Genomic DNA, 24826 nt, shown 5'->3' on the forward strand with positions numbered 1-24826 from the left:
TGAGTTGCAACGTCATCAATATCCAAATGACGGGTTCACTGATAATGACACCGAAATAGCCGATTTTAGGAATGAATAAAGGACCTAGTACAAAATAGAAGGGTATATTCCACAGTAAGTACCGACTACCTGTAGCTTTCTCATGGTATTTCCCTTCATATGAGTTATAATAAATACAGCTATGTAAATCACTAATGTATTGGAGGTTTCTATGAACTTGGATTTTGTGCGGTTTGGTGATCAAATCCGGCAGATAAGAAAAAACTGCGGTGTATCACAGGAAAAGGTGTCTGAGATTACAGGAGTGGCTATCGAGACGCTTCGCAGACTTGAAAAAGGGATTGCAGAGCCAAAACTATCGACGCTAGAGAAGCTGTCTGAGGTTTATAAATACGACTTGATCTTCCTACTGACTAAACACAGAAGCAAGTTCAGCTTTTTTTCAAATGAGATTGCCGGGATGATCACGAATGAGCTGGATAGCCTTAACTACGTGGAGTTGAAAGCTAAAATAGAAGAGGTCATTCAGCATATCATCGATTCGAACGGTCCTAAGCATAATAGCAAGTATTATATCGACTACCTTGAGGGGTTTAAGTCATTAGAGCTGAATACCACTAAGAACATCGATAAGAACATCATCAATACAGAAGCGATCCTTATGTTGTTAAGTAAGGACCGTAAGAATATTGCAACTGATCCCTATCTGTTTTCACTCGAGGTTTCCGCATCGATCTACTTGGTGATTCAGTATAGGCGCAGCAAAAGAAATATTGAAGCGATTAACCTGATCGAATGCCTCATAGATAAGATTAGGTCTTACCCAGCACTTTCTGATGAGCATATCAGAAACCTTGCGACGCTCTATTTGAACTTGAGCTATTCCTACCACCATTTGGATGAACATGAAAAAGTGAAAGCCATTGTAGACGGTGCTATTGGCGATCCAGTTCTTTCGTTTAGGAGTACGACCTACAACAATCTGATGCTACGAAAAGCAATTGCGATGTTCCATTTGGACGATCCAGACTATTATCATATCCTTACAGGGGTACTTCTCAACGAAACAGAGGTTCGAAAAAACCAGATAGGAAAAACGCTGCTTGATCTTTATGGGATTGACCATCATGTGATGAAGCATGGGGTTTAGGTTGTTCTGAAAAAGAGCGCCTTTAAGACCAAAGAACTTAATTTGATCTCAAGGCGACTACGTAGATTATTTGTTTTGTATGCTGTTTAAGTAGGCTTTCAGGTGCTTTTCTTCGCCTCTATCGCTTGGGTCGTAGTAGCTAGCACCTTGTAGTGCTTCTGGCATGTATTGCTGCTTCACGTAGGCTCCGTCATAGGCGTGCGGATATTTGTAGTCTACCCCATGCCCTAGTTTTTTTGCGCTTTTATATGACGCGTCTTTTAAATGACTTGGCACTTCACCGATATCTTTTGTTTCAACATCCGCCTGTGCCAGTCCTATTGCCGCATAGGCTTTATTTGATTTGGGCGAACTTGCAAGATAAGTCACCGCTTGAGAAAGTACGATTCTACCTTCTGGCATACCAATCAGTTTAATGGCATCTGCAGCTGCGGTCGCCACCACAAGGGCCATCGGGTTTGCATTTCCGATATCTTCTGCTGCACTGATCACAATTCTTCTGACGATGAACATAGGGTCTTCTCCGCCCGCTATCATTCTTGCCATATAATGCAGTGCCGCATCAGGGTCAGAGCCCCTGATGCTCTTTATAAAGGCTGATACGATATCATAATGCTGGTCTCCGCCCTTATCGTACCTGACGTCTTTTCTTTGAAAGCTTGCTTTGATATCCGCTAAGGTAACCACAAGATCACCGTCTCTGTTTGGATCGGTTGACAGAACGGCAAGTTCTAGCGCGTTAAGCGCCTTACGGGCGTCGCCGTAACAAAAGTTAGCAAGGTAGCTGATTGCCTCTTCTTCCATGATGGGATGATAATCCGCAAGCCCTCGTCCAGGTTCTGACAGGGCTCTTTTTATGATGATGGTCAGTTGATCGTCGTCAAGCGCCTCTAGTCTAAATACCATGGTTCTTGAGATCAAGGCGCCGTTGACTTCGAAGTATGGATTTTCTGTAGTCGCCCCAATCAGGCATATCACACCGTTTTCAACATAAGGTAGCAAGGCGTCCTGCTGTGCCTTATTGAACCTGTGGATCTCGTCGATAAAGAGTATGGTCTTTTGACCGCTAAGTTTTGCGTATTCGGCCTTTGCTATGGCCTCTTTGATGTCTTTTATTCCAGATGTGACAGCGTTCATGTTAAGGTACTGCGACGAGGTAATCTTTGCGATGATTCTAGCGATGCTTGTCTTGCCCACACCGGTAGGACCATAGAAGATGATCGACCGCATCTGGTCCGCCTTGATCATTCTTCTTAAAAGTGTTCCTTCGCCAAGCACCGATTCCTGCCCGACAAACTCATCAAGGCTTGCAGGTTTCATCCGCTCTGCAAGTGGCGCATCGTGTCTGATTTGTTCATCGTTTATCATGTCCAGTAGATTCATTCTCTCACCCATATCTTCATTGGTTGTATTAAAAAAGCTGTTATCCCAAAATGGATAACAGCTTTATTATAACATAAAACTACTTATATACACGCTTAACATAAGGCGATGTTGCCAGTGATAAGAGTCCACCATATTCAAGATTGAACGTTACCGTGTCGCCTACCTTGTAGTCGTTTGCAACTTCAGTAAGATCGACAATCAGGTGATCGCTTGATGCACCAAAGATTCTGATACGGCTATCCACAGGGATGATGTTGTCGACATTCACGTCTTGTCTTCCTACTGCAAGTATCGCGCGTGTTTTGATGCCTTCATCCTCGAACACCGGCTTATTGCCGAACGCGTCCATACCGATTTCACCGATTGGCAGCGTCGGTTTTTCCTTCATTTCAATGATCTCTGCAACCAGCTGAAAAGCATCCTGATGTGTGTTTTCGATAGCGTCACCGAATGCGGTTTCTCTGCCAAGTACAAGCGCCTCACCAAGTCTAAGATTGTTGATTCCTTTTGGAAGGCCATCTCTGTCAAGCAGGTATAGGCTACTTGAATTACCACCAGATACGATATCAAGTGTTAAGCCGTATTCAGACTCCAGTCGTCTTGCAAATGCAGAAATCTGACCAAGGTTGTCTGCATTTGGCACCACTCCGCCGTAGCATGTCAAGTTGACTCCAACACCGATTAGCTGAATGTTTTCAAGTGCAGTGATCTCACTGACTGTCGCTTCAAAGTCTACCGGCATGATGCCTTCTCTTAAGTCGCCAAGATCAATCATCAGAATGATCTCATGCACTAAGCCTTTGGCACTTGCCGCCTGGTTAATCGCTTTGATCGTTGCGACTTCAGAGTTTAGGGTGATATCCGCTGCTTCGACAACTCGCGCGGCTTCAGAAATCATCGGTAGTCTTAAAAGTACTTTTTTAGGTGCGAAAAACTGCAGTCTTTCAAGGTTTTCAATTCTAGAATCCGCCAAGTAGTCTACACCGCCGTCCACATAAGCCTGTGCTGATTTTTCGTCAGCACAGAATACTTTGGTGACACCCATTACAGAAATTCCCTGTGCTTTGCATTTATCAACTAATACTTTTGTATTTTCTTGCAGTTTTTTTAAATCGATTACTAATTGAGGGTACATCCTATCCTCCGCTATTCTTCATCAAGTTCTAAACTATGTTTCATCAATTTGTACGCTGCCCCTGGGTGAACTTTGCTTAGTACACCTAGTGAGGCCATAATATAATCGTTATCGATCAGAATTTTAGCTTCTTCAGTAGGATACAACTTATCACCCTTGTTGCTTGTCGCAACGGACTTGAGTATCTCGTGTCTTGCATCCAGTCTAGTCAGCGCGCCGCCTGTTCCGACGATATACTTGACACTGGTAAGGTCCTTACCCACTGCAAGTGTCTTTTTAAAGCCGCCAAACAGTGTTCTGAATCCGCCTGCATGCCTGTCAACAGCATGAAGCACCGCTTCTTTTGTAAGACGCTCGACAAATCGCTTTTGTTGTTCGGACTTTGGTATCGGTACATGGTTATCGATCAGATGTTTCACTTCGTGTTCTGAATAACCAAGATCTTTGACAAGTGTATCGATTCCGATTAAGTCTACGATGTTATGCATGTTGATATAAACACCCAAGTCGCCTTCAACAGTACGTTTTGCAACCGGTTCAGGACTTAACAGAATACGACTGATTTCTTCTGATCCTTCAGTCACTGAATGTAGGTCGGTTGTGGCACCGCCCACGTCAAATACGATCAAGTCTCCGATATGGCTTTTCAAAAGTTTGGCAGCTTCCATCACTGACCCCGGTGTTGGAATGATCGGACCGTTAACAAGCTCCCTCACCTTAGACATGCCTGGCGCGTGTACGATATGCTCTTCAAACACGTCTTGAATCACGGCTCTTGTCGGCTCTACATTGAGCACATCGATCTGAGGATAGACATTATCCACGATATGCAGCAGATGAGCCTTTCCTTCTTCTTCAAAAATCAGTTTGATTTCTTCGTGGTTTTCGATGTTTCCGGCATAGATCACCGGTACATCTAGATCAAGCGCTACAATCTTTTCTGCGTTTTCAAGTGCCGTATCACGTTCTCCGTAGTCCACACCACCTGCTATGAGTATGATGTTTGGGGCAACATCTTTAATCTTTTTAAGGTCGGTTCTTCTTAGCTTGCCCGCAGTCACCAAATGGATGTTGGCACCTGCACCTAAAGCCGCTTCTCTTGCAGCTTTTGCTGTCATGTCGTATACAAGTCCGTGAACTGTCATCTTCAGTCCGCCTGCTGCAGAACTGGTTGCTAAAAGCTCATTGTAATCTAGTGTCTGGTGCCCAAGTCTAAACTGCAAGTCGTCCATGGCAGCCCTAAGTCCGATGGTCACATCGCCATCAGATACGCTTGTAGGCGCCTGTCCTTGGCAGATGAACTCTGGATGGTCTGTATCTACACCCTTGAATGCGTTAATTACTGTGGTCGTACTGCCGATTTCTGCTACCAGTACATCTATTTTCATTTTTCACCTCTTGTAGTAAAAATCAAGGCCGCCCATCGGGCAGCCTTGATTCACAGCTTATACTACTCTAAGCCCAATTTTTCTTTTTTTGCTTTTACTAAGAATGTCGCAACTTGCGTGCCTTTGTCATAACGACCGAAGCCTTGGTCCATTCCTTGTGTTCTTGCGATTTCTGGAGATACTTGAGTACCGCCTGCGCAGATGATCAGTTTTTCACGAACACCTTTTTCCACTGCATATTCATGAATTCTCTTCATGTTTTTGTAGTGAACATCGTCATGTGAAATAATCGTAGAAGCAAGGATTACGTCTGCATTGTGCTCGATGGCAGCATCTACTAGTTTCTCAACCGGTACAGATGTTCCAAGGTATTCAGCGTCGATACCGAATTTTTCGATACCGCCGTGCTTGATGTCGATTACTTCTCGTAGACCAACTGAGTGCTCATCTTGGCCAACTGTTCCAGCAACAACCTTCATACCGTGTTCTTTAACAAACTCTCTGATTTCATCATCGCTCAAAGTTTCTGGAATTGGTGGAATCACAAGTTTATCCATATCCACTACAAACTCAAGTTTACCTTTGACCTGAACACGTGTACCTTCTGATGGGTGCATCATTTCAACGTGAATTACTTCCGCGTCTTTCATGTTCATGTGTTTTGCAAACTCAAGTGCTGCGAACTCGGCAGTTCTTGAATCAGTCGGTAAGAAGAACTCAGTAGTTACAGTACCGTCACCCAACCATTCAACTTCTGGCTTTAGTAAGTTAGTGTTTCTGTAAGCTTCTGTTTCGTCCATACGAACATTCGCATTATCCGTTTCGTCAAGCTCATCGATGTAGATGATCTTTTCAGGTTTTTCAAGCGTACAACCATCGATCAGTACCGATGGATTAGATACAGCACTTGCATCGTACTGCTCGATGTTATTGTCACCAAAGTGAGCCGTAACTGGAGCCATGTAGTCGAAATCTCTTTCGTATACTGCGCCAGCGCCAACACCACCGTCGATTTTACGAGCGATACCGTCGCCGTTTCTTTCTGGGTACATTCCTGAATCTACAAAGCTACCTTTTTCAACTGCGTTGAAGTAACCGCCGTTTTCTTTGATGCCTTCAAGGAAGAGGATTGCTCTTTCTTTAAGCTCTCTTACCTGTTGTGGTAAGAAACCTTCTTTTCTGATCTCAACCATGCCTAAAAGGTCGTCCATTGTCACAAGTGATTGCTTGGCAGTGTCACATGCTTCGATGTTGAACACGTGCCATGGCACGTTACGGCCTTCATCTGGAGTGATTGTAGATTGAATATCAGCATTAGTAAGTCTTGAAATCAACATGTTAAGAACATGCGTAACCGTTGCTTCACGACCAGAAGATGTGATATATTTTGTATTCATTTGAGCACGCATTTTGTATTCGTCAAAGAAGTCTCTAAGCGCTACAGCATACGGTAAGTCAAACTTCAAGCTTGGTGCAGGAGCCGCTGTAGGCGGTACTGTAGACAAGCAGATGTTTTCCTTTTTCATGCCGACTTTGTAAGAGAACAGCGCGTTGATACCGTGTTGAACCATAAGTTCAGGCATAACTTTCCAAGCATCTCTTGCAGTCGCGTTTGCATTGTGCGCGCCATCGATTTGAGCGATATCAGCCCAAGTCATCAGCATTTTTGATTCAGCGGCATCGATGAACGAACGAACCATGTTCACGTTTCTGTAAAGAACGTTGTATTGTGGATCTTGGTGAGCGCCGTTTACGCCTTCTTCAGCGAACATTACAGCGATATCAGGTCCAGCAACACCCGAAATGTATGAATGGTAATTGATTGGACGGCCCACTTCATCTTCGATAAGGTCAAGTGCTTTTCTGTGAGCTCTCACTTGCTTACGAGTGATCGGCACACCGCCGATACCTTGAGGAGAACCTTCGATCAAGCCATCAAAGTGAGATTGACCTGCAGTACGGATAACCATGATATGGTCAGCACCGTGCCAAGCAGACATTCTCATTCTACGGATATCGTCTTCAAATCTACCAGAAGCGATTTCAGTAGTGATTGTTTCCATCGGTTGAGGGTCTAAATTATCAAAGTACTGTGCAGCTGGTATTCCAATGCTGTTTTTTAGCGGCTCAGCACATTCTTCGTAGGTAAACTTACCCATTTGTAAATGAGGAACTTTCTTTCTCCAAACCCAACCTCTACGCTTAGGTCTATAGTTTTCAAGGTCTTGCAGAATTTCTCTTACGTCCATTTTTTGATCTGGAATTAAAGTCATGATTATTTACCCCCTTTGAAGATTGCTACTGCATCGTCCCAGTACTTGCCATCGATTAAAGCAAGACCTGCTTCACGAATACTTAAGTCTTTTTCTTTAGCGATACGGTAAACAACGTGACCGACACCTTTACCCATCAAACCACGATCGATAGCACCATCGACAAGCGGTTGAACTTCTAATGAACTAAAGCCCATTCTTAGTAGAACCGAACGTTCTACCGATGGAGAAGTGTGTGTTTTTGCAAGATCAAGAAGAGGATCTACAACTTCCTCAATCAGGTTCCAAAAAGTTTCTTTCAACTGCTCGTCAGATAAATCCGCGAGGTGTGCGCGTCTTTTTTCAAAGTCGTCTTCTCTTACTAATAAACCTTTCATCGAATAACCTCCATCATGCGTATTTTTTATACGTCACTTAATTTATTGATTGCATTTTTTACATATTCAGTATTTGTACTTGTCTCGTCCACCAAATAAGCGATATCTTCATCAGAAATCGTATTTGGATCAAAATCCTTAATAGCATTTTTAATGACAGACACCTTCAATTTATCAAGATCCAAATCACGTGCCTTGATCATCGAAGGATTAGCAGGCATGATGATGTTCACACCAGGTACTTCTTCATCTGGGTTGCCGAACTTGATATCTATGCCGTTGTCCCTTGCAAAACTAAGCTGTGGCTGAATGCTTTTGCCAGCGCCTGTATATTCAGTTTCTTGAACAACGATGATCTGGTCTTCGTTCATTTCTTGTGCGATAGCGAATGCGGCAACAAGCGAAGTGTTACCGGCAGGACCTCTTTCAAGACCTTCAATTTGAGCTAAGGCTTCTGTCATATAGAACACTTCACCTTGCTTGACAGTCACATATCTGTCCATATAACGCATAGGACGTGCAGCTGAACGTGGTACGTCGCTTCTATCAGGTACTGTGGTAAAGGGAACACCGAATCCAGTGTGACCTGTTGTGAATGATTTTTTATTGAATTGTTTGTCACTAGCCATATGCAGACCAGATAGATCGACACTTGCAGCAACCACTTTGGTGTCTACAGCACCTGCTTTTCTTAAGCCTCGCGCAGTACCGGTTAAGTTACCGCCGCCGGCGTTGGTGCAAACCACCACATCAGGGTCTCTACCCACACGTTCTCTCATTTGGAGCGCAAGTTCGTAACCAAGGGTTTCGACACCAGCGATACCGAACGGTGTATAAAGTGATGCATTGAAATATTCTGTTTCTTCAAGCAGTTGAAGGAAGGTGTAGAATAGTTCCGGACCTACGGACAATTGAACGACCTCGGCTCCGTATGCTTCGCATTTTCTAGCCTTCTCGATAATTTCCGGTTGTCCCTTGCCCTCAGAATCAAAACATTCCTGGACGATGATACATTTAAGGCCGTGCATCGCCGCCTGTGAAGCTACGGCAGCCCCGTAGTTACCGCTTGTTGCAGCAATAACACCCTTATAACCAAGTTTTTTAGCGTGATAAACGGCATTTGCAGCACGTCTTGCCTTAAAACTGCCCGAAGGATTGCATGCCTCGTCTTTTAAGAAGATTCTGGCACCCTTTCCTGCTTTCGCTGATTTTCTTGCAAGTGCTGTAAGGTTCTTAAGCTCAAGGATCGGAGTGTTGCCGACACCTGTGCTACCCTGGATCGCCTGCATTTCTTCTAGCGTATAACCGGTTTCTCGCATCATTTTTTCGTAATCAAAAGCGATCGCTCCCGATTCAAAAGTACTATAGTCAATACCGACAGCCTTTTTCATAATTTCGTTTCGGCGGCTCATTACACCTTGGTAACTGTTGTCTCTCATTATAAGTCACCTCCGAACAAGATTGATCTCAACTGTTTGCCTATTTCGTAGATTTCTGGAATATGTTTACCAAAGGAGTGGTTGTATGTCGGCGCGATTTCGACAATCTTACCTGTCACTTTACGTCCTGTGATGGTTTCTACTGTCACTTCGTCACCGATGTCGCCATCTTCAGTAAGGAATCCACGAACCCACATTTCAAGCGGCACAGATTTTGTATCCTCCGGCACTTGCGGCGCACGTTCAGCTGGCGTTAGTACGACGTTGTATATATTTACATAATCGCCTTTCTTAGCCATTGTATTCTTCCTTTCAAAATTGGATGATTTGCCTTTAGGGGTAGGCTTCATGTCTACCCGCTCAGGTATTATCAAAGAGTTGCGGGCGCACACAAGGCACGCCCCTACAACCGAATAAATTCAATTCGTACTAATTAGAACTTCTCGATACGATCTCTCATGTCGCCCATAATCGCTCTTGGTACTGGTAGGTCAAGCATTGTTTTAAGACCAGGATTTGCATTGATGATTTGTGGAATCATGTTTACGCACATTGCGATTGTTCCAAGACCACCTTCTGTTTCTGGTTTGATCGCCATGTTGATTTCTGGCTTACCTTGAAGTGTGATGTAGTCACCTGTGAATACGCCAACTTGCTCTGGTTCGATTTGTTGTGGGTGGTACATGTCGATAAGCACTTTACCATCTACATAACCTTGACCAGTCATGTTAACACCACAAACGTCTCCAGCAGCAGCAAAACCGTGTGGTGATTTTCTGTCTACGTCAGTTGTGATTGGAGCCATTTGAGTTTTGATGCCTTCTACTTTCCAACCTACAGCGTCACCGATCATCGTGATTGACTCTTCAAATCCAACATGACCAGCCATAGTTCCGTCTTCAACACGTCTCATGAACTCGTCTTTTGGTAGTCCAACGCCTTGCTCTTCCATTACTGTGTGACCAAATGGAGAAAGTGAGTTGATTCTTTCTGCTTTAACATGGTCAAGCTCAGTCATAGCTCCTGTAAGGATAACCACAAGCAAGTCCATGATAAGTCCTGGGTTGATGCCAGTACCTAAGATTGAAACGCCGTTTTCTTTTGCAATTCTATCAAGTTCAGCTGCAAGTTCAGGATTTTGAGCTTGTGGATAAGCCATTTCCTCAGCAGTCGAGATTACATTCAACTTTTGCTCTAAGCAATATTTAAGTCTTGGGAACGCTGACTTTGTGAAGGAATCAGTAGCACATAATACAACATCACAAACGCCTTCTTTAATTACTTCTTCAACGTTAGGGTTGATGATTACTTCGGCTCTATCACCACGTTCAACACCTAGTACTTCATGAATATCTTTACCAACTCTGCCTTCGTGTCTATCACATACAGCCGTGATTTCAACACCAGTCTTTTTAAGAAGCATCTCAGCCATACCACTGCCCATTGCGCCGAATCCCCAAATTGCTACTCTTACATTTCTTTTCATTAGTAATTCCTCCTTAAAGTTAGCTTGAAGCGTTATGCCCATTTATAAAGCAAGATGCGTGCCAACTTTAACAACCATTTTGTCAGTTTTCAGTATAAAAAAACTCATAAACATGCACGTCATGCATAGATATGCATCTAATCCGAGCGTCAGTGCATGTTTAGAAAACGCTTTCACAGTCGTAAACCCTACATGCAAAATATTTTGCGTTTATAAAGCAAAATATTTTGCATGCATTATACAATAAAATACAACATAATACACCAATGAGTCCATAAATACAAGTAGTGCAAAATAAAATGCGGGCATGTGCAAAATATCTTGCACATGCCCGCATGTATAATCATTCAAATACTTAAATCCCATACAGTTTCAGCTTATATTGTAGGTTTTGTCTTGATAAGCCCAAACTTTTTGCCGCCCTGCTCACGTTACTGTCATGTTCATTCATTTTCGACTTGATGATCTCAATCTCAAGCTCTCTGATCTGCTCATTAAGCGACCTGTCATCACTGACAAACGTGAGTCTTTCCTCTTTAACTTTCGAGCTTCCAAAAACCTCTTGCCAGTGGTCAGGCATATGTTCCTTATTGACCACATGCTCATCCTGCACCATGTTTAATGAGGATTCGATAAAGTTCTGAAGTTCTCTGACATTGCCACGCCATTCGTATTGCTTTAAAAGGTTCATCACCTCTTCTGAGAGCATCCATACGTCTTTTGACAGCTTTTCGTTGTAGTATTTTATAAAATAGTCCACCAAGTGCTTGATATCTTCAGGTCTTTCTTTTAAACTCGGAATCTTGATGGCTAGTACGTTGATTCTATAATAAAGGTCTTTTCTAAATTCGCCCTTTTCGATGAGTTTCGAAGGCTCCTCGTTGGTCGCAGCGATAATCCGGACATCCACAGGAATATCACCTAGCCCTCCTACTCGTCTGACATAGCCCTCTTGCAGCACCCTAAGCAGTTTTGCCTGAAGGTTTAGGGACATGGAGTTTATCTCATCTAAAAACAGCGTGCCCTTGTCGGCCTGTTCAAACAGGCCCGGTCTGTCCATCGCACCGGTGAAGCTGCCCTTTGTCGTCCCGAACAAGATGCTCTCTAAAAGTGATTCGGGCATTGCGGCGCAGTTGATTGCTAAAAACGGAAAGGTCTTTCTATCGCTTTCATAGTGGATACTTTGTGAGAACAGTTCCTTACCCGTACCGGTCTCTCCGACAATCATGATACTCGACGAGGTTTTGGCCGCGCGCTTGGCAATCTTAATCGCATTCAGGTAGTTCTTATTTTGTCCGATAAGCATATCGAAGGTATAATGCTTTTCTTTATAATTGGGATGATCCTTAGCTTTTGCAGGATCCATGATTTGCTGCCTTAACTGTATGATCTGTTCAGAAAGCTCACTGACTTCTGTGATATTTTGCGAGACTTCAAGCGCACCGATAATCTCACCTTCATGAAAAAGAGGCATGCTTGTATTTACAGTAGCAATGGGTTTTCCCATCAGGTTAAGGTACTTCTGATTGGGTCTATGCAGCGATTTTCCGGTTTTAAGCACGGTCAAAAGCGTCGAATTCTCTTCAGTCCAGCCGTCGTAGGCCTTAGTGATATGCTTACCAATCACTTGGCTAGCCTTCATACCCTCGATATCTTCCATCGCCTTATTGTAAACACGGGTCACTCCAGAGGCATCAATTATATGCACACCTTCATCAATATGCTCGATCAGTTCTATAAACGCTTCTTCTAAAAGTTTTCTAGACATATCTACCTCTAATCTAATGACGCTACTTGTATTTCTTCATATAAAGCGCTTTTGCAGTCTGGGGTGAGTCAGCACCCTCTTTGTTTTTAACAGGTGCGAACTCAAGCTCGCGAGACACCTGCAGGGCTCCCATATCGGTAAAGAAAGGGAATATGTCGAAAATAAAGCTTTCGTATTTATATCCGTTCGACTTATCTGGTGTAACAGAAACTCCAGAATCCGTGATATGTTTGATCTTTTTCACCGCTAGATGATACTGCATAGGTTCTGTCAGGTAGTCGTTTAGCACATCTGTTCTTATCAGATGGTTAAGAATGTTCGCATTGCTGTATACAAGCTCGCCCTTCTCATCTGTAAGGCGTGTATCTTGCTCGCTCATCTCAGAATACTCCACTATCGAAGGTCTAAGGTGATCGTAGCATAGTACGCCGACCTTTTCATCGGCACTTATCTTTTTGACGACCTTGCTTGCGGATTGCTTCATAGAAGCCTCGGTGTAACCTACAAATACAGGATCGCAGACGTCTGTGATGGCATTGTCAATTCCAAATAGGAACAACCACTTGATACCCTTATCTAATATCGAGCGCATCACACCACTTTTACCAAGCGCCACAAAACAGCCTCCATTGCCATCCGGGCTGAAGCTGATTTTGCCCTCGGATTCGATGATGATCCTCCCACTAAAATCAACTGCCGGCAGCATTCCCTGCCTGAAGAAAGTCACCTTCTCGCGTGGGTAGCCGAAGTAGCCGTTTTGCACAAAATAGGCGACGGTTTCGTCATGATTGGTGTCACTGGTCATGATATAAAAATCGATATAAGTCCCAGTGGTCTTTTCAACTCTTTTCAATGAATCGATATGCAGCTGGAACAAAGACGCACCAGAGGCAAGTCCGATATCAAAAGTACCCTTTGGTCCTTCATGTCCAAGCCTTGACCCCTGTCCCCCCGCAAGAAGCAGTGCGGCAACTTGCCCGGCTGCAATCACCTTAATTCCCAGCTGTTCAAAGGTTATTCTATCAGCATCTGTCAAGATATCAGGCAAGAGTGGCGAAAGACTCCGTTCGTGATCGGTCGCCTGCTGCCCCGTAACAAGCTGTCCATACAGTCGGTCGATCAGTTCAAAGTCGATCGATTTCAACTGATTTAAAAAATCAACCTGCGCCTCCTTAGGCAAACTCTCATAATGCTTTATCAAATGTCCTTGACCGTGCTTCTCAATCGTTGTAAATAATTCCATCAAATTCTCCTAATCCTCTATTCTTCAACCTGATACATGTAGTATAGGCGTTTTTTAAATCCAAATTTTTCGTAAAAGTCCATGACAGCCTCATTGCCTGCAGCTACCTTTAGTGAGATGCTTTTGGCATGATGTGCCTTAAGCCAGTCAAGTCCCTTTTGCATCAATTCTTCTCCGATGCCAAGTCCCCTCTTATCAGAATCCAGATAGAGCGCTTCGACTTCACCTCTTCTGAGTTTGTCGATGGCAACAATAATAAAACCGCAATCCTCGTGATCTTCAGCCACATACAATTTCACTTCTTCCGCTTCGTTGATGAATGCCAGTCTTCTTTCAAAATAATTGGACTCGAAAAAACCCTTAAAATCAATTGAATGTTCCAGATGATGCGCGTTCAACTTTTCCCATAGCGGTTGAATGACAGTCAAATCTGCTTCTTCCCTAATCTGCATAGAGCACCCCCAAATATAGTATCACTAGTATTTTACCATATTGCACCGCTTATTTGCACCAGTAAAAAAGACTGTCACCAATCTAGATTGGCAACAGTCTTCTATACGATTATTAATCCAGCTTTAGCCTCTTACGACTATTTAGCGTATAACGGATATTTTTTGCAAAGCGTGTGAACTCGCTCTTTAAGTATCGCTGGCTCAACCGTTTGGTTAAGGCATGATGCGATGATGTCAGCGATTTCTACCATATCTTCTTCAACAAGACCACGTGAAGTTACAGCAGGAGTACCAATTCTGATACCGCTTGTAACAAATGGCGAACGTGTTTCTGAAGGTACTGTGTTTTTGTTGACCGTGATTTCGATATCGCCAAGTAGCGCTTCTGCGACTTTGCCGCTAATTCCTTCTGCGCCAAGGTCGATAAGCATCAAGTGATTGTCTGTACCGTTAGATACTAGATTGATTCCACGGCTCATCAGCTCGTTAGCAAGAACGTTTGCGTTCTTAACCACTTGCTCCTGGTAAGCTTTAAATGCAGGTTGTAACGCTTCGCCGAATGCAACAGCCTTAGCAGCGATTACGTGAACAAGCGGTCCACCTTGAAGTCCTGGGAAGATCGCTTTGTCAACAGCTTTCGCGTGCTCTGCTTTACAAAGGATAGCTCCACCACGTGGACCTCTTAATGTCTTATGAGTAGTCGTCGTTACAAAGTCAGCGTACTCACATGGATTTTGGTGAAGACCAGCAGCTACAAGACCGGCGATATGAGCCATATCTACCATTAAAAGCGCGCCGACTTCGTCACAGATTTCTCTGAACTTGGCAAAATCGATTTTTCTAGCGTATGCCGAAGCACCAGCTACAATCATTTTTGGCTTATGCTCGATAGCAAGTTGTCTCACTTGGTCATAGTCGATCATTTCTGTTACAGGGTCTAGTTTGTATGACACAAAGTCAAAGTAAAGACCAGAAATGTTAACCGGAGAACCGTGAGTCAAGTGACCACCGTTAGAAAGATCCATACCAAGTACTTTGTCGCCAGGTTTAAGTGCGGCAAGGTAAACACCCATGTTCGCGTTAGCGCCTGAATGCGGTTGAACGTTCGCGTGGTCCGCGCTGAAGATTTCTTTCAATCTTTCGATTGCAAGCGTCTCCACTACGTCAGTTACCGAACAGCCACCGTAGTATCTCTTACCTGGGTAACCTTCAGCATACTTATTTGTAAATACGCTACCTGCAGCTTCCATTACCGCTTCTGATACAAAGTTTTCTGATGCGATCAGTTCTAGACCGTCTTGTTGTCTTTTAGTTTCGTTTTGAATCGCTTCGTAAACCACTGGATCTGCTGATTGTAAAAATCTAAAATTCATGTAAATCCTCCTTATCATTTAATGAGGTATAACCCCACTTAAGCCTGAGTCGTTTCACCGTTGCCAAAATTTTTAGTGATCGTAGAAATGTAGCGTTTCTTTCCTTTTAACGCATCATCTTTCTTTCTGATAATGATGTAAGATACCGCCATACTGGCAAACCCTACAAGTACACCGATCAATTCTGAATTACCTACACCGATAAAGCCTAAAAACAGTTGCGTAAGTCCGATGCCTAAAAGTAGTGCCGCAAGCGGAATGATATACACTAGGAATGCAGCTCGCAGAACATCCGCGTCCGCCATATCGATTTCAACAAAATCACCTGGTTGCGCATCGATCGGGTTTAAAACATTGACTGTTGTCTCCATGTTCTCCTCACCCAACTGACACGCGCCGCAATCACCGCACGCTGTGTGCTTTCTCATAGCGACGACTGCCATGTCGTGATCAAGTTCTACAACCTGTCCAATCCGATTCATCGTACTCTCCTCTCGAGAAAACGTTATCCTAGTTTCACAACTACTATTATAAATTATTACACGTTTTAATAAAGTAGCTGGAAACAAATAATATGTTAAAGAATAGTAATGTTTAGCCCTATTCTTCTGTTTTTTCTTCCTTTTCCTTCAAAACAACCGCAAGTGCCAGTTCTTCAAGCTGTGCTGCATCTGCTGGAGAAGGTGCGTTTGTCAAAGGACACGCTGCATTTTGTGTTTTAGGGAATGCGATCACGTCTCTGATATTTTCAGTTCCTGTAAGGATCATTGTCAACCTGTCAAGACCGTAAGCGATACCGCCATGTGGTGGCGTACCGTATTTAAGGGCTTCAACAAGGAACCCGAACTTATCCGTGATTTCCTCCTCAGTAAGACCAAGGGCCTTGAACATTCTGTTCTGAAGCTCGGCATCATAGATTCTGATACTGCCGCCACCCACTTCAGATCCGTTGATGACAAGGTCGTATGCCTTAGCACGTGCGTTTTCTGGGTCAGATTCGATAATGTCAAGATCCTCTTCCATCGGGCTTGTGAACGGATGGTGTTTCGCATAGAATCTGCCGTCATCCTCATCGTACTCGAACAGCGGGAAGTCAACCACCCATAAAACCTTAATATCGTTAGGATCGATCAGGTCAAGCTTTTTAGCAGCCTCTAGTCTTAAACCGCCAAGTGTGACGTTTGTAACCGACTTCTTATCTGCGATAAACAGGACCATATCGCCTACTTTCGCATCCATTGCTTCAATGATAGAAGCAATCTTTTCTTCTGTCATGAACTTGGCAATCGGCGAATCGATTCCTTCTTCGGTGACTTTCAACCAAGCAAGTCCTTTGGCTCCGTAAGTCTTTGCTGTCTTCTCAAGATTCTTCATCGCTTTTTTACTGTATGCTTCGGCACCACCGATGACATTGATCGCCTTTACAAGATGACCATCTCTAACTGTATCCTCAAATACGCTAAATCCGCAATCTGCCACTAAGTCGTTCAATTTCACCATTTCCATGCCAAAACGTAAGTCTGGTTTGTCCGAACCGTATTTGTCCATCGCCTCAGCGTAGGTCATTCTCATAAACTTAGACTCAAGCTCCAATCCTAGGACGCTCTTGAAAAGTTCACCCATCAGCTTTTCGTTGACGGCCATGATGTCTTCCTGGTCGATGAAGGACATTTCGATATCCACTTGCGTGAACTCAGGCTGTCTATCAGCACGAAGGTCTTCGTCTCTAAAACATCTAACGATCTGATAGTATTTGTCAAAGCCCGAAATCATCAGCAGCTGTTTGAATAACTGTGGCGACTGTGGCAGCGCATAGAACTTGCCAGGGTGCACTCTCGATGGCACCAGGTAGTCGCGTGCGCCTTCTGGAGTCGGTTTAGTCAGTACTGGTGTTTCCATATCTAAAAAGCCTTCTCGGTTTAAAAAATCTCTAATCGTAGAAGAAATTTTATGACGCGTCTTAAGGAAGTTCTGCATCTTAGGTTTTCTTAAGTCCAAATATCTGTATTTAAGTTTTAACTGGTCACCGGCGTTATCGTCATCATTGATATGGATCGGCGGCGTTTGCGAGAACGAAAGAATCTTAAGCTCCGCACCGTAAACTTCTACAAGACCCGTAGGAATTGATTCATTGATCGATTCGCGCTTGTGTACGATACCCTTCACAGCGATCACACACTCACCTGTAAGCTGGTCAGCCTTGTTAAAGGACTCTTCTGAAACAGCGCTGTCGAAGATGATTTGTGAAATACCTTCACGGTCTCTTAAATCCACAAAGATCAGTCCGCCTAAGTTACGCTTCTTCTGAACCCAGCCCATCAAGATCACTTCTTGACCGATATGTTCTTCTCTTAACACACCGCTATAGTGTGTACGTTTCCATGTACCTAAAAATTCTGCCATCTTTATCTCCTTTAAATTTAAATAGTAACAAAAACAAAAAAGACCCATCCCTGCAATAGGGACGAGTCAAACCCGCGGTGCCACCCTAGTTGACCATTTGGTCCACTTTGATTGATTTGGCATAATAATTGAGATGTCTTTCATACCTTCAATCACTCCCGGCTCCCACCACCCCGAAATCGCTGTGCTTCATCTTGGTATTACTCTTTCCCATGCCCTGTATATATGGTTATTTTACATGGCTAAAAGCCATGAGTCAACACTTATCGCTAAGACTTCATCACTTCGACTTTACGTTTTACCATCTCGTCGACTCTGCTCAGGTAGTCTTCCAAACTCTTCACGTTATGGACTCTTTCAAAGCGGTCTTCGCTTGGGTAAAAGAACTTGCTCGAAGCCCCTGCTCCAAATGCCAGAATCGTCTGTTTTTCTTCCATAATCATCATATTGTAGATCGACGCCTTATCCTTTAAGGTATAACCCACGTTCTCAAGATTGCCGAGCATATACTTTTGACGGTACATGTAATAAGGCACATAACCTTGCGCGCGTACTTCCTCGTCAATCGTACTGAGCATGTCCTCAACCAAATGCTCGTTGGGCAGCTCATAATCGTCACGTTCCCTATTCAGTCTAGAAGAACGTTTGATAGCAAGCGTATGGACTGTGATATTTTCAGGCTTTAACTTAAGCACAGAATCGATAGACAGCTTCGCATCGCTTAGCGTCTCTTCCGGGAGCCCCACGATCAGGTCCATGTTCACCGCATCAAAATTATATTTTTTTACCATTGCCATCGCTCTGACCGTCTGCTCGACATTATGCTTTCTGCCGATGATCTCAAGAGTTCTGTCGTCCATGGTCTGAGGATTTACACAAACCCTGTCCACACCAAGTTCTTTGAGGGTTTCAAGTAAAGGTTCGTCAATCGCATCAGGTCGTCCGGCTTCAAAAGTGAACTCTCTTAGTGAAGACACGTCATAATTGTCATTGATCGCCTTCACTATCCTTTTAATCTGCTCAGAACTTAAAACGGCAGGAGTGCCGCCACCAAAGTAGATCGTGTCAACTTTAGTGACATCCAGCGACTTGGCTGTCTCTGTGATTTCGTAGATCAGCTTTTCAGTATACGCCTCGATCTCCTTTTCTCTACCTGCAACCGCATAAGAAGGAAAAGAACAATACAGACACCGAGTCGGGCAAAATGGAATACTCAGATAAATCGAGAACCTATCTTCTTTTATTGGATAGATATAGGGACGCTCCAAATGACAGATTTCAAGCAGAAGGTTTACCTTTTCCTCAGATAAGAAGTAGTCCTCATCAAGAATTTTTCTGATCTCATCATCATCATGACCTTGGTCCATTAATTCATGGCAAAGCTTTGTCGGTCTTACACCAACAAGCACTCCCCATTTTGACAAAGCATCATGGCACATGCTGAGTGCTTCATATAACTGCCTGACGAGTGTGCGTTTAGTACGCTTTTTGAACATGATCGTGTCAAGCTTAGGGTCGACAAAACTAACCCACTCTTTTACAAGTTGTCCATCAGTATAAAGACCAGTCGTCAAGGTTCTAACGTCTTTGTCCTCAAGCTTACTTACAATCTGATGCCCCTTATCAGACGGCTCCAGATCATGGGCGATTGTACAGGCTTCCTGTTCTAAAAAGATATTTGCGATATTACGAAAATCATACTCATAATGATGACCTACTATAGAAATTCTCAATTTTATCACTCCAACTCTACACGTTAAAAGCGCCATACAGCGCTTTTGATTTATCTCATATAAGGATTGCTTCGTACTTCATCTCTAATGGTGGACTGTCCGCCATGTCCCGATAAGACAATCAAACGGTGCGGAAGGTCTGCCAGTTTGACAAGCGATTTTCTCAGTGCGTTCATATCGCCTCCGTACAGGTCCGTTCTTCCGATACTGCCTTTAAAGAGCGTGTCGCCTGTTGCGATATACTCGCCGGCAACAATGCAGATACCACCTTTTGTATGGCCAGGCGTGTGTACAATCTTAAGCTCAGCTTCACCTAACATAAGTATATCCGCATCTTTTACAAGCACGTCCGCCTTAAATGAAACCGGCGGTATAGGAAACTGCCTTGAAGCATTCTTATGTGGGTCTTCTGTCATTTCTGCGTCCTGCTCATGAATGACAATCTGCGCGCCAGTCAGACGTTTTAAATCCGAAGCACCTGCGATATGGTCCACGTGTCCATGTGTCAGCACGATGTATTTCGCCTTTAATTCCTTAGTTGCTAAAAAAGCTTCAATGCGGTCGGCATCTCCACCGCAGTCCACAACAACCGCTTCTTTTGATGTTGGGTCCCATAAGATATGCGCATTGGCCTCTAGTAGACCTACAGCTAACGTTTTAACTCTCATTTTTTCTCCTAAAAGTTCTTATGGCTGTCCAGTAGGATAGTTACCGGGCCATCATTTTTGATATCGACAAGCATATCCGCCTGGAACACACCTGTTCCAACCTTAATGCCATAACTTCTGATTTTTTCGACAAAGGCCTCATACATGCTGTTTGCATCATCAGGCTTAGCAGCTTTTGAATAACTAGGACGTCTACCTTTTCGCACATCCCCCATCAGGGTGAACTGCGATACGATAAGCGCCTCGCCGCCGATGTCTAGCAGTGACAGGTTCATCACGTCTTCTTCATCTTCAAAGATTCGTAGATTAACAAGCTTTTCAGCCATATAGTCAAGATCCTTATTGGTGTCTTCTTCATGCACACCCAAAAGAACCATCAATCCTTTTTTTATCGCTCCGGTCACCTTGTTATCCACGGTTACGGATGAGGATGTTACTCGTTGTACAACTGCTCTCATGGTGGGAGGCTCCTTGGATTTTGTTTGTTTTGGTTTTGGTTTTAGTTTTAGTTTTGAGGGATTAAGCACCTCTTCACAATACCCCAAATTAGTTATTTTCAAATGAAAATTTGGGGTATGTTGGCCGGTGGGGCGGCGCAAATGAGAAAAATTTGCGCGAGCACCTCTTCGCAATACCTAAAATTAAATATTTCTAAATGAAAATTTTAGGTATACTGGCCGGTGGGGCGGCGCAAATTGGGATACATTTGCGCTAACCAGTGACCCTCTTTACATCTATAACCTCTGGCATTGATTTGAATTTGTTGATGATTTTCGTTAACTGTTCGGTGTTTTGGATTTCTAGGTTTAGGTTGATTAGGGCGATGCCGTCTTTGGTTCTTCTTGCGTTGACGCCGTTGACGGTTACGCGTGTTTCTGCCATTAGCATCGTGATTTCAGATAATAGTCCTTTTCTGTCAGGAGCGACAATCTGAACCTCCGAATTGTAGGAGACCACTTCATCCTTAGCCCAAGACACTTCGATGTATCTGTTTCTTGCCTCTTCGTTTGTCTCTAGGTTGGAACAGTCCATCTGATGCACTGTAACTCCCCTGCCTCTTGTTATATACCCGATGATCCTGTCACCAGGAACAGGGCTGCAGCATTTGGCGAATCTGACAATCGTATTTTCGATACCTTCAACGATAATCCCTTGGTTGCCTTTAGGTTCTTTCTTATTCACTTTTTTAAAGTCGTGTTCTTCAAGGCTTACGCTTTGGTTCTCACGCTTTTTCTTTTCTTCTTCGCGGTAAAGCTCTCTTAACTTAGGGATTACCTGACCAGTTAAAATTCCACCGTAACCCACAGACGCATAGAGGTCTTCAAGCGACTTCACAGTCAAGCGTTTAAGGATAATCTCTTGCCATTCACTTTTTAAAAAGTCTTTAAACTGGAATCCGTTTCGTCTGATTTCACGCTCGAGCATTTCCTTGCCCTTTTCGACGTTTTCTTCACGACGTTCTTTTTTAAACCAGTGTTTTATCTTATTTTTAGCTTCAGAGCTCTTTACAAATTTAAGCCAGTCACGGCTCGGTCCCGAAGCGGTCTTACTTGTTATGATTTCAACGATCTTTCCGTTTTCAAGCACAAAGTTGAGCGGTACGATTCTACCATCCACTTTGGCGCCAATACAGCGGTTACCGACAGCCGAGTGAATCTTATAGGCAAAATCAACCGGTGTCGAACCTGTAGGCAGCTCCACGACTTTCCCCTGAGGGGTAAACACGTAAACCTGATTCGAGAACAGATCAAACTTAAGCGTATCCATAAATTCTTCAGGAGATTCGATATCCTTTTGCACTTCCATCATCTGACGAAGCCACGCAAGTTTATCGTCGATATTAGTAACGCTGTTCTCATCGCCCTCTTTGTACTTCCAGTGGGCTGCGATACCGTACTCGGCAATCCGATGCATCTCGGCAGTCCTGATCTGAATTTCAAAAGGATCACCAATGCCGCTGATCACTGTCGTATGCAGCGACTGATACATGTTTTGCTTAGGCATTGCGATATAGTCTTTAAATCTACCGGGTATGGGTTTCCAAAGCGTGTGCACAATCCCTAGTACGCCGTAGCAGTCTTTCACGCTGTCAACAATGACACGTACTGCTGTGATATCGAATATCTCATTAAAGTTCTTATGCTGGTAGACCATCTTCTTATAGATTGAGTAAAAGTTCTTAGGTCTTCCGTAAATCTCGGCTCTGATGTCCACTTCGCCTAGTTCACGTTTAAGGGAATCGATCACATCAGTGATATAGGCTTCGCGTTCAGAACGCTTTTTGTTCACCTTGGCCACAAGGTCATAATAACCCTCTGGGTCGATATAAAGCAGACTAAGGTCTTCTAGTTCCCATTTGATCTTAAAGATACCAAGTCGATGGGCTATCGGAGCGTATATTTCAAGCGTCTCCCTAGCCTTCTCGCGCTTCTTGTCGTCGGTCATAAACTTTAACGTACGGATATTATGGAGCCTGTCGGCAAGCTTGATCAGAATAACCCTAATATCTTCAGCCATCGCCAAAAACATCTTTCTAAGGTTCTCAGCCTCAAACTCCTCTTTCGTCTCATAATGAATCTTACCAAGCTTCGTGACACCGTCTACAAGCTGAGCGACCGTTGTGCCAAACCGTTCTGCAATCTGATCGAACGTGTAGTCCGTATCCTCGATAACATCATGCAAAAGACCCGAAATGAGAGTATCCTGATCCATTTCGAGTTCAGCCAGAATAAGCGTAACTTCTGCAGGGTGAATAAAGTAGGGTTCACCCGATTTGCGAAACTGACCCGCATGAGCCTGCTCGCCAAAAGCATACGCATTTTTCATCGCTTCTATATCAACACCGTTCAAATGAAGTGCTTCTAATTTTTCTATAAAAAGCTCTTGTGTCAAAACATCACCTACTCAACCGTTGTACGCCTTGATTCTCCTCGATGTAAATGCAATCAATGGCTTATCTATTTAGATTATCCTACTATTATAACGCAAGAAAGCAGTATAAACAATTACGTGTTCGTAATTAGTGTGATATTCGCATTTTGTCACAGTTATTTTGATCGTCTACTATTTTTTAAATGCTGATTTATTTAAAAAGGCCATCATTTCTGATGGCCTTCAAACAACTATTTCTTTTTGCTTTTTGAGTTGTTGCCTTTTGATTTTGATTCTTTTTCTTTTTCTTTGACTTTTGGCTCATCATCTTCATCTTCAACGATAGATGCGTCTTCAACAATCGCTTCTTCAGATTCGTCAGCGTCTTCAACGATCAACGCCTTGTTTTCTTTAATCGCCTTTTGAATTTCTTTAACGGATAATGTCGAACCCTCTTCTAGGTCAAACTCTCCTGCAAATACTGCGATAAGTTTTTCAAGCAAGTTCATTTTACCAGCAGTGATGCCGTATTTTTCAGCACTTGCAAATCTTTCAGCGTTAGGATTGTCGCCTTCTTCTTCAGTTGCTTCAACCAATTGGCCTAGCTCTTCGTTTAAGCCTTCGATAGTGGCATTCGCTTCAGCAATCAGTGTTTCAAGTGCCGCGATTTCTTCTACGCTTAAAGTCGTGTCTTCGTTTGCAAGCAATGCTTTGTTGGCTTCGATTTGAGCGTTAAGTTCCTCAAGCTGTAGGTTGATCGCATCAATCGCAAGTTGATTCTCATCAGCAGGCACTTCTTCAGCAGTCAACTCTTCAAGCTCTAGGTAAAATGCGTCGATTTCAGCAGTTAGTGCTGTAATCTCGCCTTCTAAAAGCGTTTTATCTTCATCAGATAGTACTATTGTTTCATCATTAAGTTTTGCAACCGCTTCTTGCAGATAACCTTCAAACTCTTCAATCTTAGTTTCAAGTGCTGCTATAGCTGCTTCTTTTTCTGCTGCCGCCGCTGCTTCAGCTTCTAATGCAGCCTGTTCTTCAGTAACTACCTCATCGGCAGCTTCTACAACCGTACCGTCGACCGGTACCTTGACTTCTTCAACACCGTCTGCAAATGCAAACACCGTCACCGCACTAAGCATTACAACTACAAGTGTCATCATGCTCTTTTTTAAATTCATCATACCATTCCCTCCATGTCCTATCGTTAGTCCAATAAAAGGTAAAAAAAATCTCTCACGAGTATACCGTAAGAGATTAAAATTCCACTTTATCGGTAACTGGCTGCCATCTCTTAATGAGGAAGGCCCTTTAGCTTTGCGTCCTGACCTTTCGACCAGTTTGCCTTTTTCAATTAACCATAGTATATAGGCTACCGAACTAATTTTCAAGCGAATTATGACAACTTGTGACTATAGTCCCGAATGGGTTTTGGATGGAGAGAGGTGCTATTTTAAAACCACACTAAGGTTTTTGATCTGCAACACTCTACTTAATTATTCACTTTTTACCATTCCTTTGATCTCACCTGCTATTCCTGTTATTCTAAGGCGCTTCGCTCCAAATGCAAGGCAAACATTTCTCGTATATCTAGTTATTCCTTGTATTTTAAGCGTAGCGCCTTAAAGATACATGTTCAGAATAACTAATCCGGTTAGTATCAAATGATTACTTTATAGAAAAT

The 24826-nt window shown here is 43.4% G+C and carries 20 protein-coding genes and 1 riboswitch; of the genes, 1 reads left to right on the top strand and 19 read right to left on the bottom strand.

Going from position 1 to position 24826, the window contains the following annotated elements:
• Window positions 1-211: 211 nt before the first annotated feature.
• Window positions 212-1150 (top strand): helix-turn-helix domain-containing protein, encoded by a 939-nt coding sequence (locus tag DWB64_RS11235; RefSeq protein ID WP_129488338.1) that lies wholly within the window; start codon window positions 212-214, stop codon window positions 1148-1150.
• Between the two features lie 66 nt (window positions 1151-1216).
• Here the strand turns inward: DWB64_RS11235 and DWB64_RS11240 are convergent, their stop codons facing one another.
• From DWB64_RS11240 to DWB64_RS11330, 19 genes are all read right to left on the bottom strand, one after another.
• A complete protein-coding gene (locus DWB64_RS11240; protein WP_129488339.1) occupies window positions 1217-2533 on the bottom strand; it encodes a replication-associated recombination protein A in 1317 nt (438 codons plus the stop codon).
• 79 nt (window positions 2534-2612) lie between these two features.
• Window positions 2613-3671 carry an ornithine racemase Orr gene (orr, locus tag DWB64_RS11245; RefSeq protein WP_129488340.1) on the bottom strand — a complete coding sequence of 353 codons (1059 nt, stop codon included), beginning with the start codon at window positions 3669-3671 and terminating at the stop codon, window positions 2613-2615.
• 11 nt (window positions 3672-3682) lie between these two features.
• A complete protein-coding gene (locus tag DWB64_RS11250; RefSeq protein WP_129488341.1) occupies window positions 3683-5059 on the bottom strand; it encodes a GlmL-related ornithine degradation protein in 1377 nt (458 codons plus the stop codon).
• Between the two features lie 62 nt (window positions 5060-5121).
• Window positions 5122-7332, bottom strand: a complete 2211-nt coding sequence (gene oraE / locus DWB64_RS11255) for a D-ornithine 4,5-aminomutase subunit OraE (protein ID WP_129488342.1) — start codon at window positions 7330-7332, stop codon at window positions 5122-5124.
• Window positions 7333-7334: 2 nt separating this feature from the next.
• Window positions 7335-7709 carry an ornithine aminomutase subunit alpha gene (locus DWB64_RS11260; RefSeq protein WP_129488343.1) on the bottom strand — a complete coding sequence of 125 codons (375 nt, stop codon included), beginning with the start codon at window positions 7707-7709 and terminating at the stop codon, window positions 7335-7337.
• Window positions 7710-7735: 26 nt separating this feature from the next.
• Window positions 7736-9148 (bottom strand): 2-amino-4-oxopentanoate thiolase subunit OrtB, encoded by a 1413-nt coding sequence (ortB, locus tag DWB64_RS11265; protein ID WP_171831364.1) that lies wholly within the window; start codon window positions 9146-9148, stop codon window positions 7736-7738.
• On the bottom strand, window positions 9148-9447 hold the full coding sequence (gene ortA / locus DWB64_RS11270; protein WP_129488345.1) for a 2-amino-4-oxopentanoate thiolase subunit OrtA: 300 nt from the start codon (window positions 9445-9447) through the stop codon (window positions 9148-9150). The genes ortB and ortA overlap by 1 nt, the downstream gene beginning before the upstream one ends.
• Before the next feature lie 134 nt (window positions 9448-9581).
• Window positions 9582-10634 carry a 2,4-diaminopentanoate dehydrogenase gene (ord, locus tag DWB64_RS11275; RefSeq protein ID WP_129488346.1) on the bottom strand — a complete coding sequence of 351 codons (1053 nt, stop codon included), beginning with the start codon at window positions 10632-10634 and terminating at the stop codon, window positions 9582-9584.
• 355 nt (window positions 10635-10989) lie between these two features.
• Complete coding sequence (locus tag DWB64_RS11280) at window positions 10990-12402, bottom strand: sigma-54-dependent Fis family transcriptional regulator (protein ID WP_129488347.1); 1413 nt, start codon at window positions 12400-12402, stop codon at window positions 10990-10992.
• A gap of 22 nt (window positions 12403-12424) precedes the next feature.
• Window positions 12425-13645 carry a UDPGP type 1 family protein gene (locus tag DWB64_RS11285; RefSeq protein WP_129488348.1) on the bottom strand — a complete coding sequence of 407 codons (1221 nt, stop codon included), beginning with the start codon at window positions 13643-13645 and terminating at the stop codon, window positions 12425-12427.
• Between the two features lie 17 nt (window positions 13646-13662).
• Window positions 13663-14097: an N-acetyltransferase gene (locus DWB64_RS11290; protein WP_129488349.1), complete on the bottom strand. Its 435-nt coding sequence runs from the start codon at window positions 14095-14097 to the stop codon at window positions 13663-13665.
• A 137-nt stretch (window positions 14098-14234) separates the two neighbouring features.
• Complete coding sequence (glyA, locus tag DWB64_RS11295; protein WP_129488350.1) at window positions 14235-15470, bottom strand: serine hydroxymethyltransferase; 1236 nt, start codon at window positions 15468-15470, stop codon at window positions 14235-14237.
• Between the two features lie 38 nt (window positions 15471-15508).
• Complete coding sequence (locus DWB64_RS11300; RefSeq protein ID WP_129488351.1) at window positions 15509-15952, bottom strand: SoxR reducing system RseC family protein; 444 nt, start codon at window positions 15950-15952, stop codon at window positions 15509-15511.
• Window positions 15953-16070: 118 nt separating this feature from the next.
• A complete protein-coding gene (gene aspS / locus DWB64_RS11305) occupies window positions 16071-17873 on the bottom strand; it encodes an aspartate--tRNA ligase (protein ID WP_129488352.1) in 1803 nt (600 codons plus the stop codon).
• A 269-nt stretch (window positions 17874-18142) separates the two neighbouring features.
• Entirely contained in the window at window positions 18143-19606 is a 1464-nt protein-coding gene (gene hemZ / locus DWB64_RS11310) for a coproporphyrinogen dehydrogenase HemZ (protein WP_164980372.1), read from the bottom strand.
• Window positions 19607-19656: 50 nt separating this feature from the next.
• The gene (locus DWB64_RS11315; RefSeq protein ID WP_129488354.1) at window positions 19657-20274 is read right to left on the bottom strand and encodes an MBL fold metallo-hydrolase; all 618 of its coding nucleotides are present in this window, start codon (window positions 20272-20274) and stop codon (window positions 19657-19659) included.
• An 8-nt stretch (window positions 20275-20282) separates the two neighbouring features.
• Window positions 20283-20732, bottom strand: a complete 450-nt coding sequence (dtd, locus tag DWB64_RS11320; RefSeq protein ID WP_129488355.1) for a D-aminoacyl-tRNA deacylase — start codon at window positions 20730-20732, stop codon at window positions 20283-20285.
• A 253-nt stretch (window positions 20733-20985) separates the two neighbouring features.
• Entirely contained in the window at window positions 20986-23100 is a 2115-nt protein-coding gene (locus DWB64_RS11325; protein ID WP_129488518.1) for a bifunctional (p)ppGpp synthetase/guanosine-3',5'-bis(diphosphate) 3'-pyrophosphohydrolase, read from the bottom strand.
• A gap of 296 nt (window positions 23101-23396) precedes the next feature.
• Complete coding sequence (locus DWB64_RS11330; protein ID WP_129488356.1) at window positions 23397-24326, bottom strand: hypothetical protein; 930 nt, start codon at window positions 24324-24326, stop codon at window positions 23397-23399.
• A gap of 88 nt (window positions 24327-24414) precedes the next feature.
• Window positions 24415-24498, bottom strand: a riboswitch (cyclic di-GMP riboswitch).
• Window positions 24499-24826: the final 328 nt, after the last annotated feature.

The sequence above is a fragment of the Fusibacter sp. A1 genome, from assembly GCF_004125825.1.
GTDB lineage: Bacteria > Bacillota > Clostridia > Peptostreptococcales > Acidaminobacteraceae > QQWI01.

What these genes read in the sequence shown, in the direction of transcription:
- DWB64_RS11235 (WP_129488338.1), top strand. Translation starts at nt 212, where the DNA reads ATGAACTTGGATTTTGTGCGGTTTGGTGATCAAATCCGGCAGATAAGA.
- DWB64_RS11240 (WP_129488339.1), bottom strand. Translation starts at nt 2,533, where the DNA reads ATGAATCTACTGGACATGATAAACGATGAACAAATCAGACACGATGCG.
- orr (WP_129488340.1), bottom strand. Translation starts at nt 3,671, where the DNA reads ATGTACCCTCAATTAGTAATCGATTTAAAAAAACTGCAAGAAAATACA.
- DWB64_RS11250 (WP_129488341.1), bottom strand. Translation starts at nt 5,059, where the DNA reads ATGAAAATAGATGTACTGGTAGCAGAAATCGGCAGTACGACCACAGTA.
- oraE (WP_129488342.1), bottom strand. Translation starts at nt 7,332, where the DNA reads ATGACTTTAATTCCAGATCAAAAAATGGACGTAAGAGAAATTCTGCAA.
- DWB64_RS11260 (WP_129488343.1), bottom strand. Translation starts at nt 7,709, where the DNA reads ATGAAAGGTTTATTAGTAAGAGAAGACGACTTTGAAAAAAGACGCGCA.
- ortB (WP_171831364.1), bottom strand. Translation starts at nt 9,148, where the DNA reads ATGAGAGACAACAGTTACCAAGGTGTAATGAGCCGCCGAAACGAAATT.
- ortA (WP_129488345.1), bottom strand. Translation starts at nt 9,447, where the DNA reads ATGGCTAAGAAAGGCGATTATGTAAATATATACAACGTCGTACTAACG.
- ord (WP_129488346.1), bottom strand. Translation starts at nt 10,634, where the DNA reads ATGAAAAGAAATGTAAGAGTAGCAATTTGGGGATTCGGCGCAATGGGC.
- DWB64_RS11280 (WP_129488347.1), bottom strand. Translation starts at nt 12,402, where the DNA reads ATGTCTAGAAAACTTTTAGAAGAAGCGTTTATAGAACTGATCGAGCAT.
- DWB64_RS11285 (WP_129488348.1), bottom strand. Translation starts at nt 13,645, where the DNA reads ATGGAATTATTTACAACGATTGAGAAGCACGGTCAAGGACATTTGATA.
- DWB64_RS11290 (WP_129488349.1), bottom strand. Translation starts at nt 14,097, where the DNA reads ATGCAGATTAGGGAAGAAGCAGATTTGACTGTCATTCAACCGCTATGG.
- glyA (WP_129488350.1), bottom strand. Translation starts at nt 15,470, where the DNA reads ATGAATTTTAGATTTTTACAATCAGCAGATCCAGTGGTTTACGAAGCG.
- DWB64_RS11300 (WP_129488351.1), bottom strand. Translation starts at nt 15,952, where the DNA reads ATGAATCGGATTGGACAGGTTGTAGAACTTGATCACGACATGGCAGTC.
- aspS (WP_129488352.1), bottom strand. Translation starts at nt 17,873, where the DNA reads ATGGCAGAATTTTTAGGTACATGGAAACGTACACACTATAGCGGTGTG.
- DWB64_RS11315 (WP_129488354.1), bottom strand. Translation starts at nt 20,274, where the DNA reads ATGAGAGTTAAAACGTTAGCTGTAGGTCTACTAGAGGCCAATGCGCAT.
- dtd (WP_129488355.1), bottom strand. Translation starts at nt 20,732, where the DNA reads ATGAGAGCAGTTGTACAACGAGTAACATCCTCATCCGTAACCGTGGAT.
- DWB64_RS11325 (WP_129488518.1), bottom strand. Translation starts at nt 23,100, where the DNA reads ATGAAAAATGCGTATGCTTTTGGCGAGCAGGCTCATGCGGGTCAGTTT.
- DWB64_RS11330 (WP_129488356.1), bottom strand. Translation starts at nt 24,326, where the DNA reads ATGATGAATTTAAAAAAGAGCATGATGACACTTGTAGTTGTAATGCTT.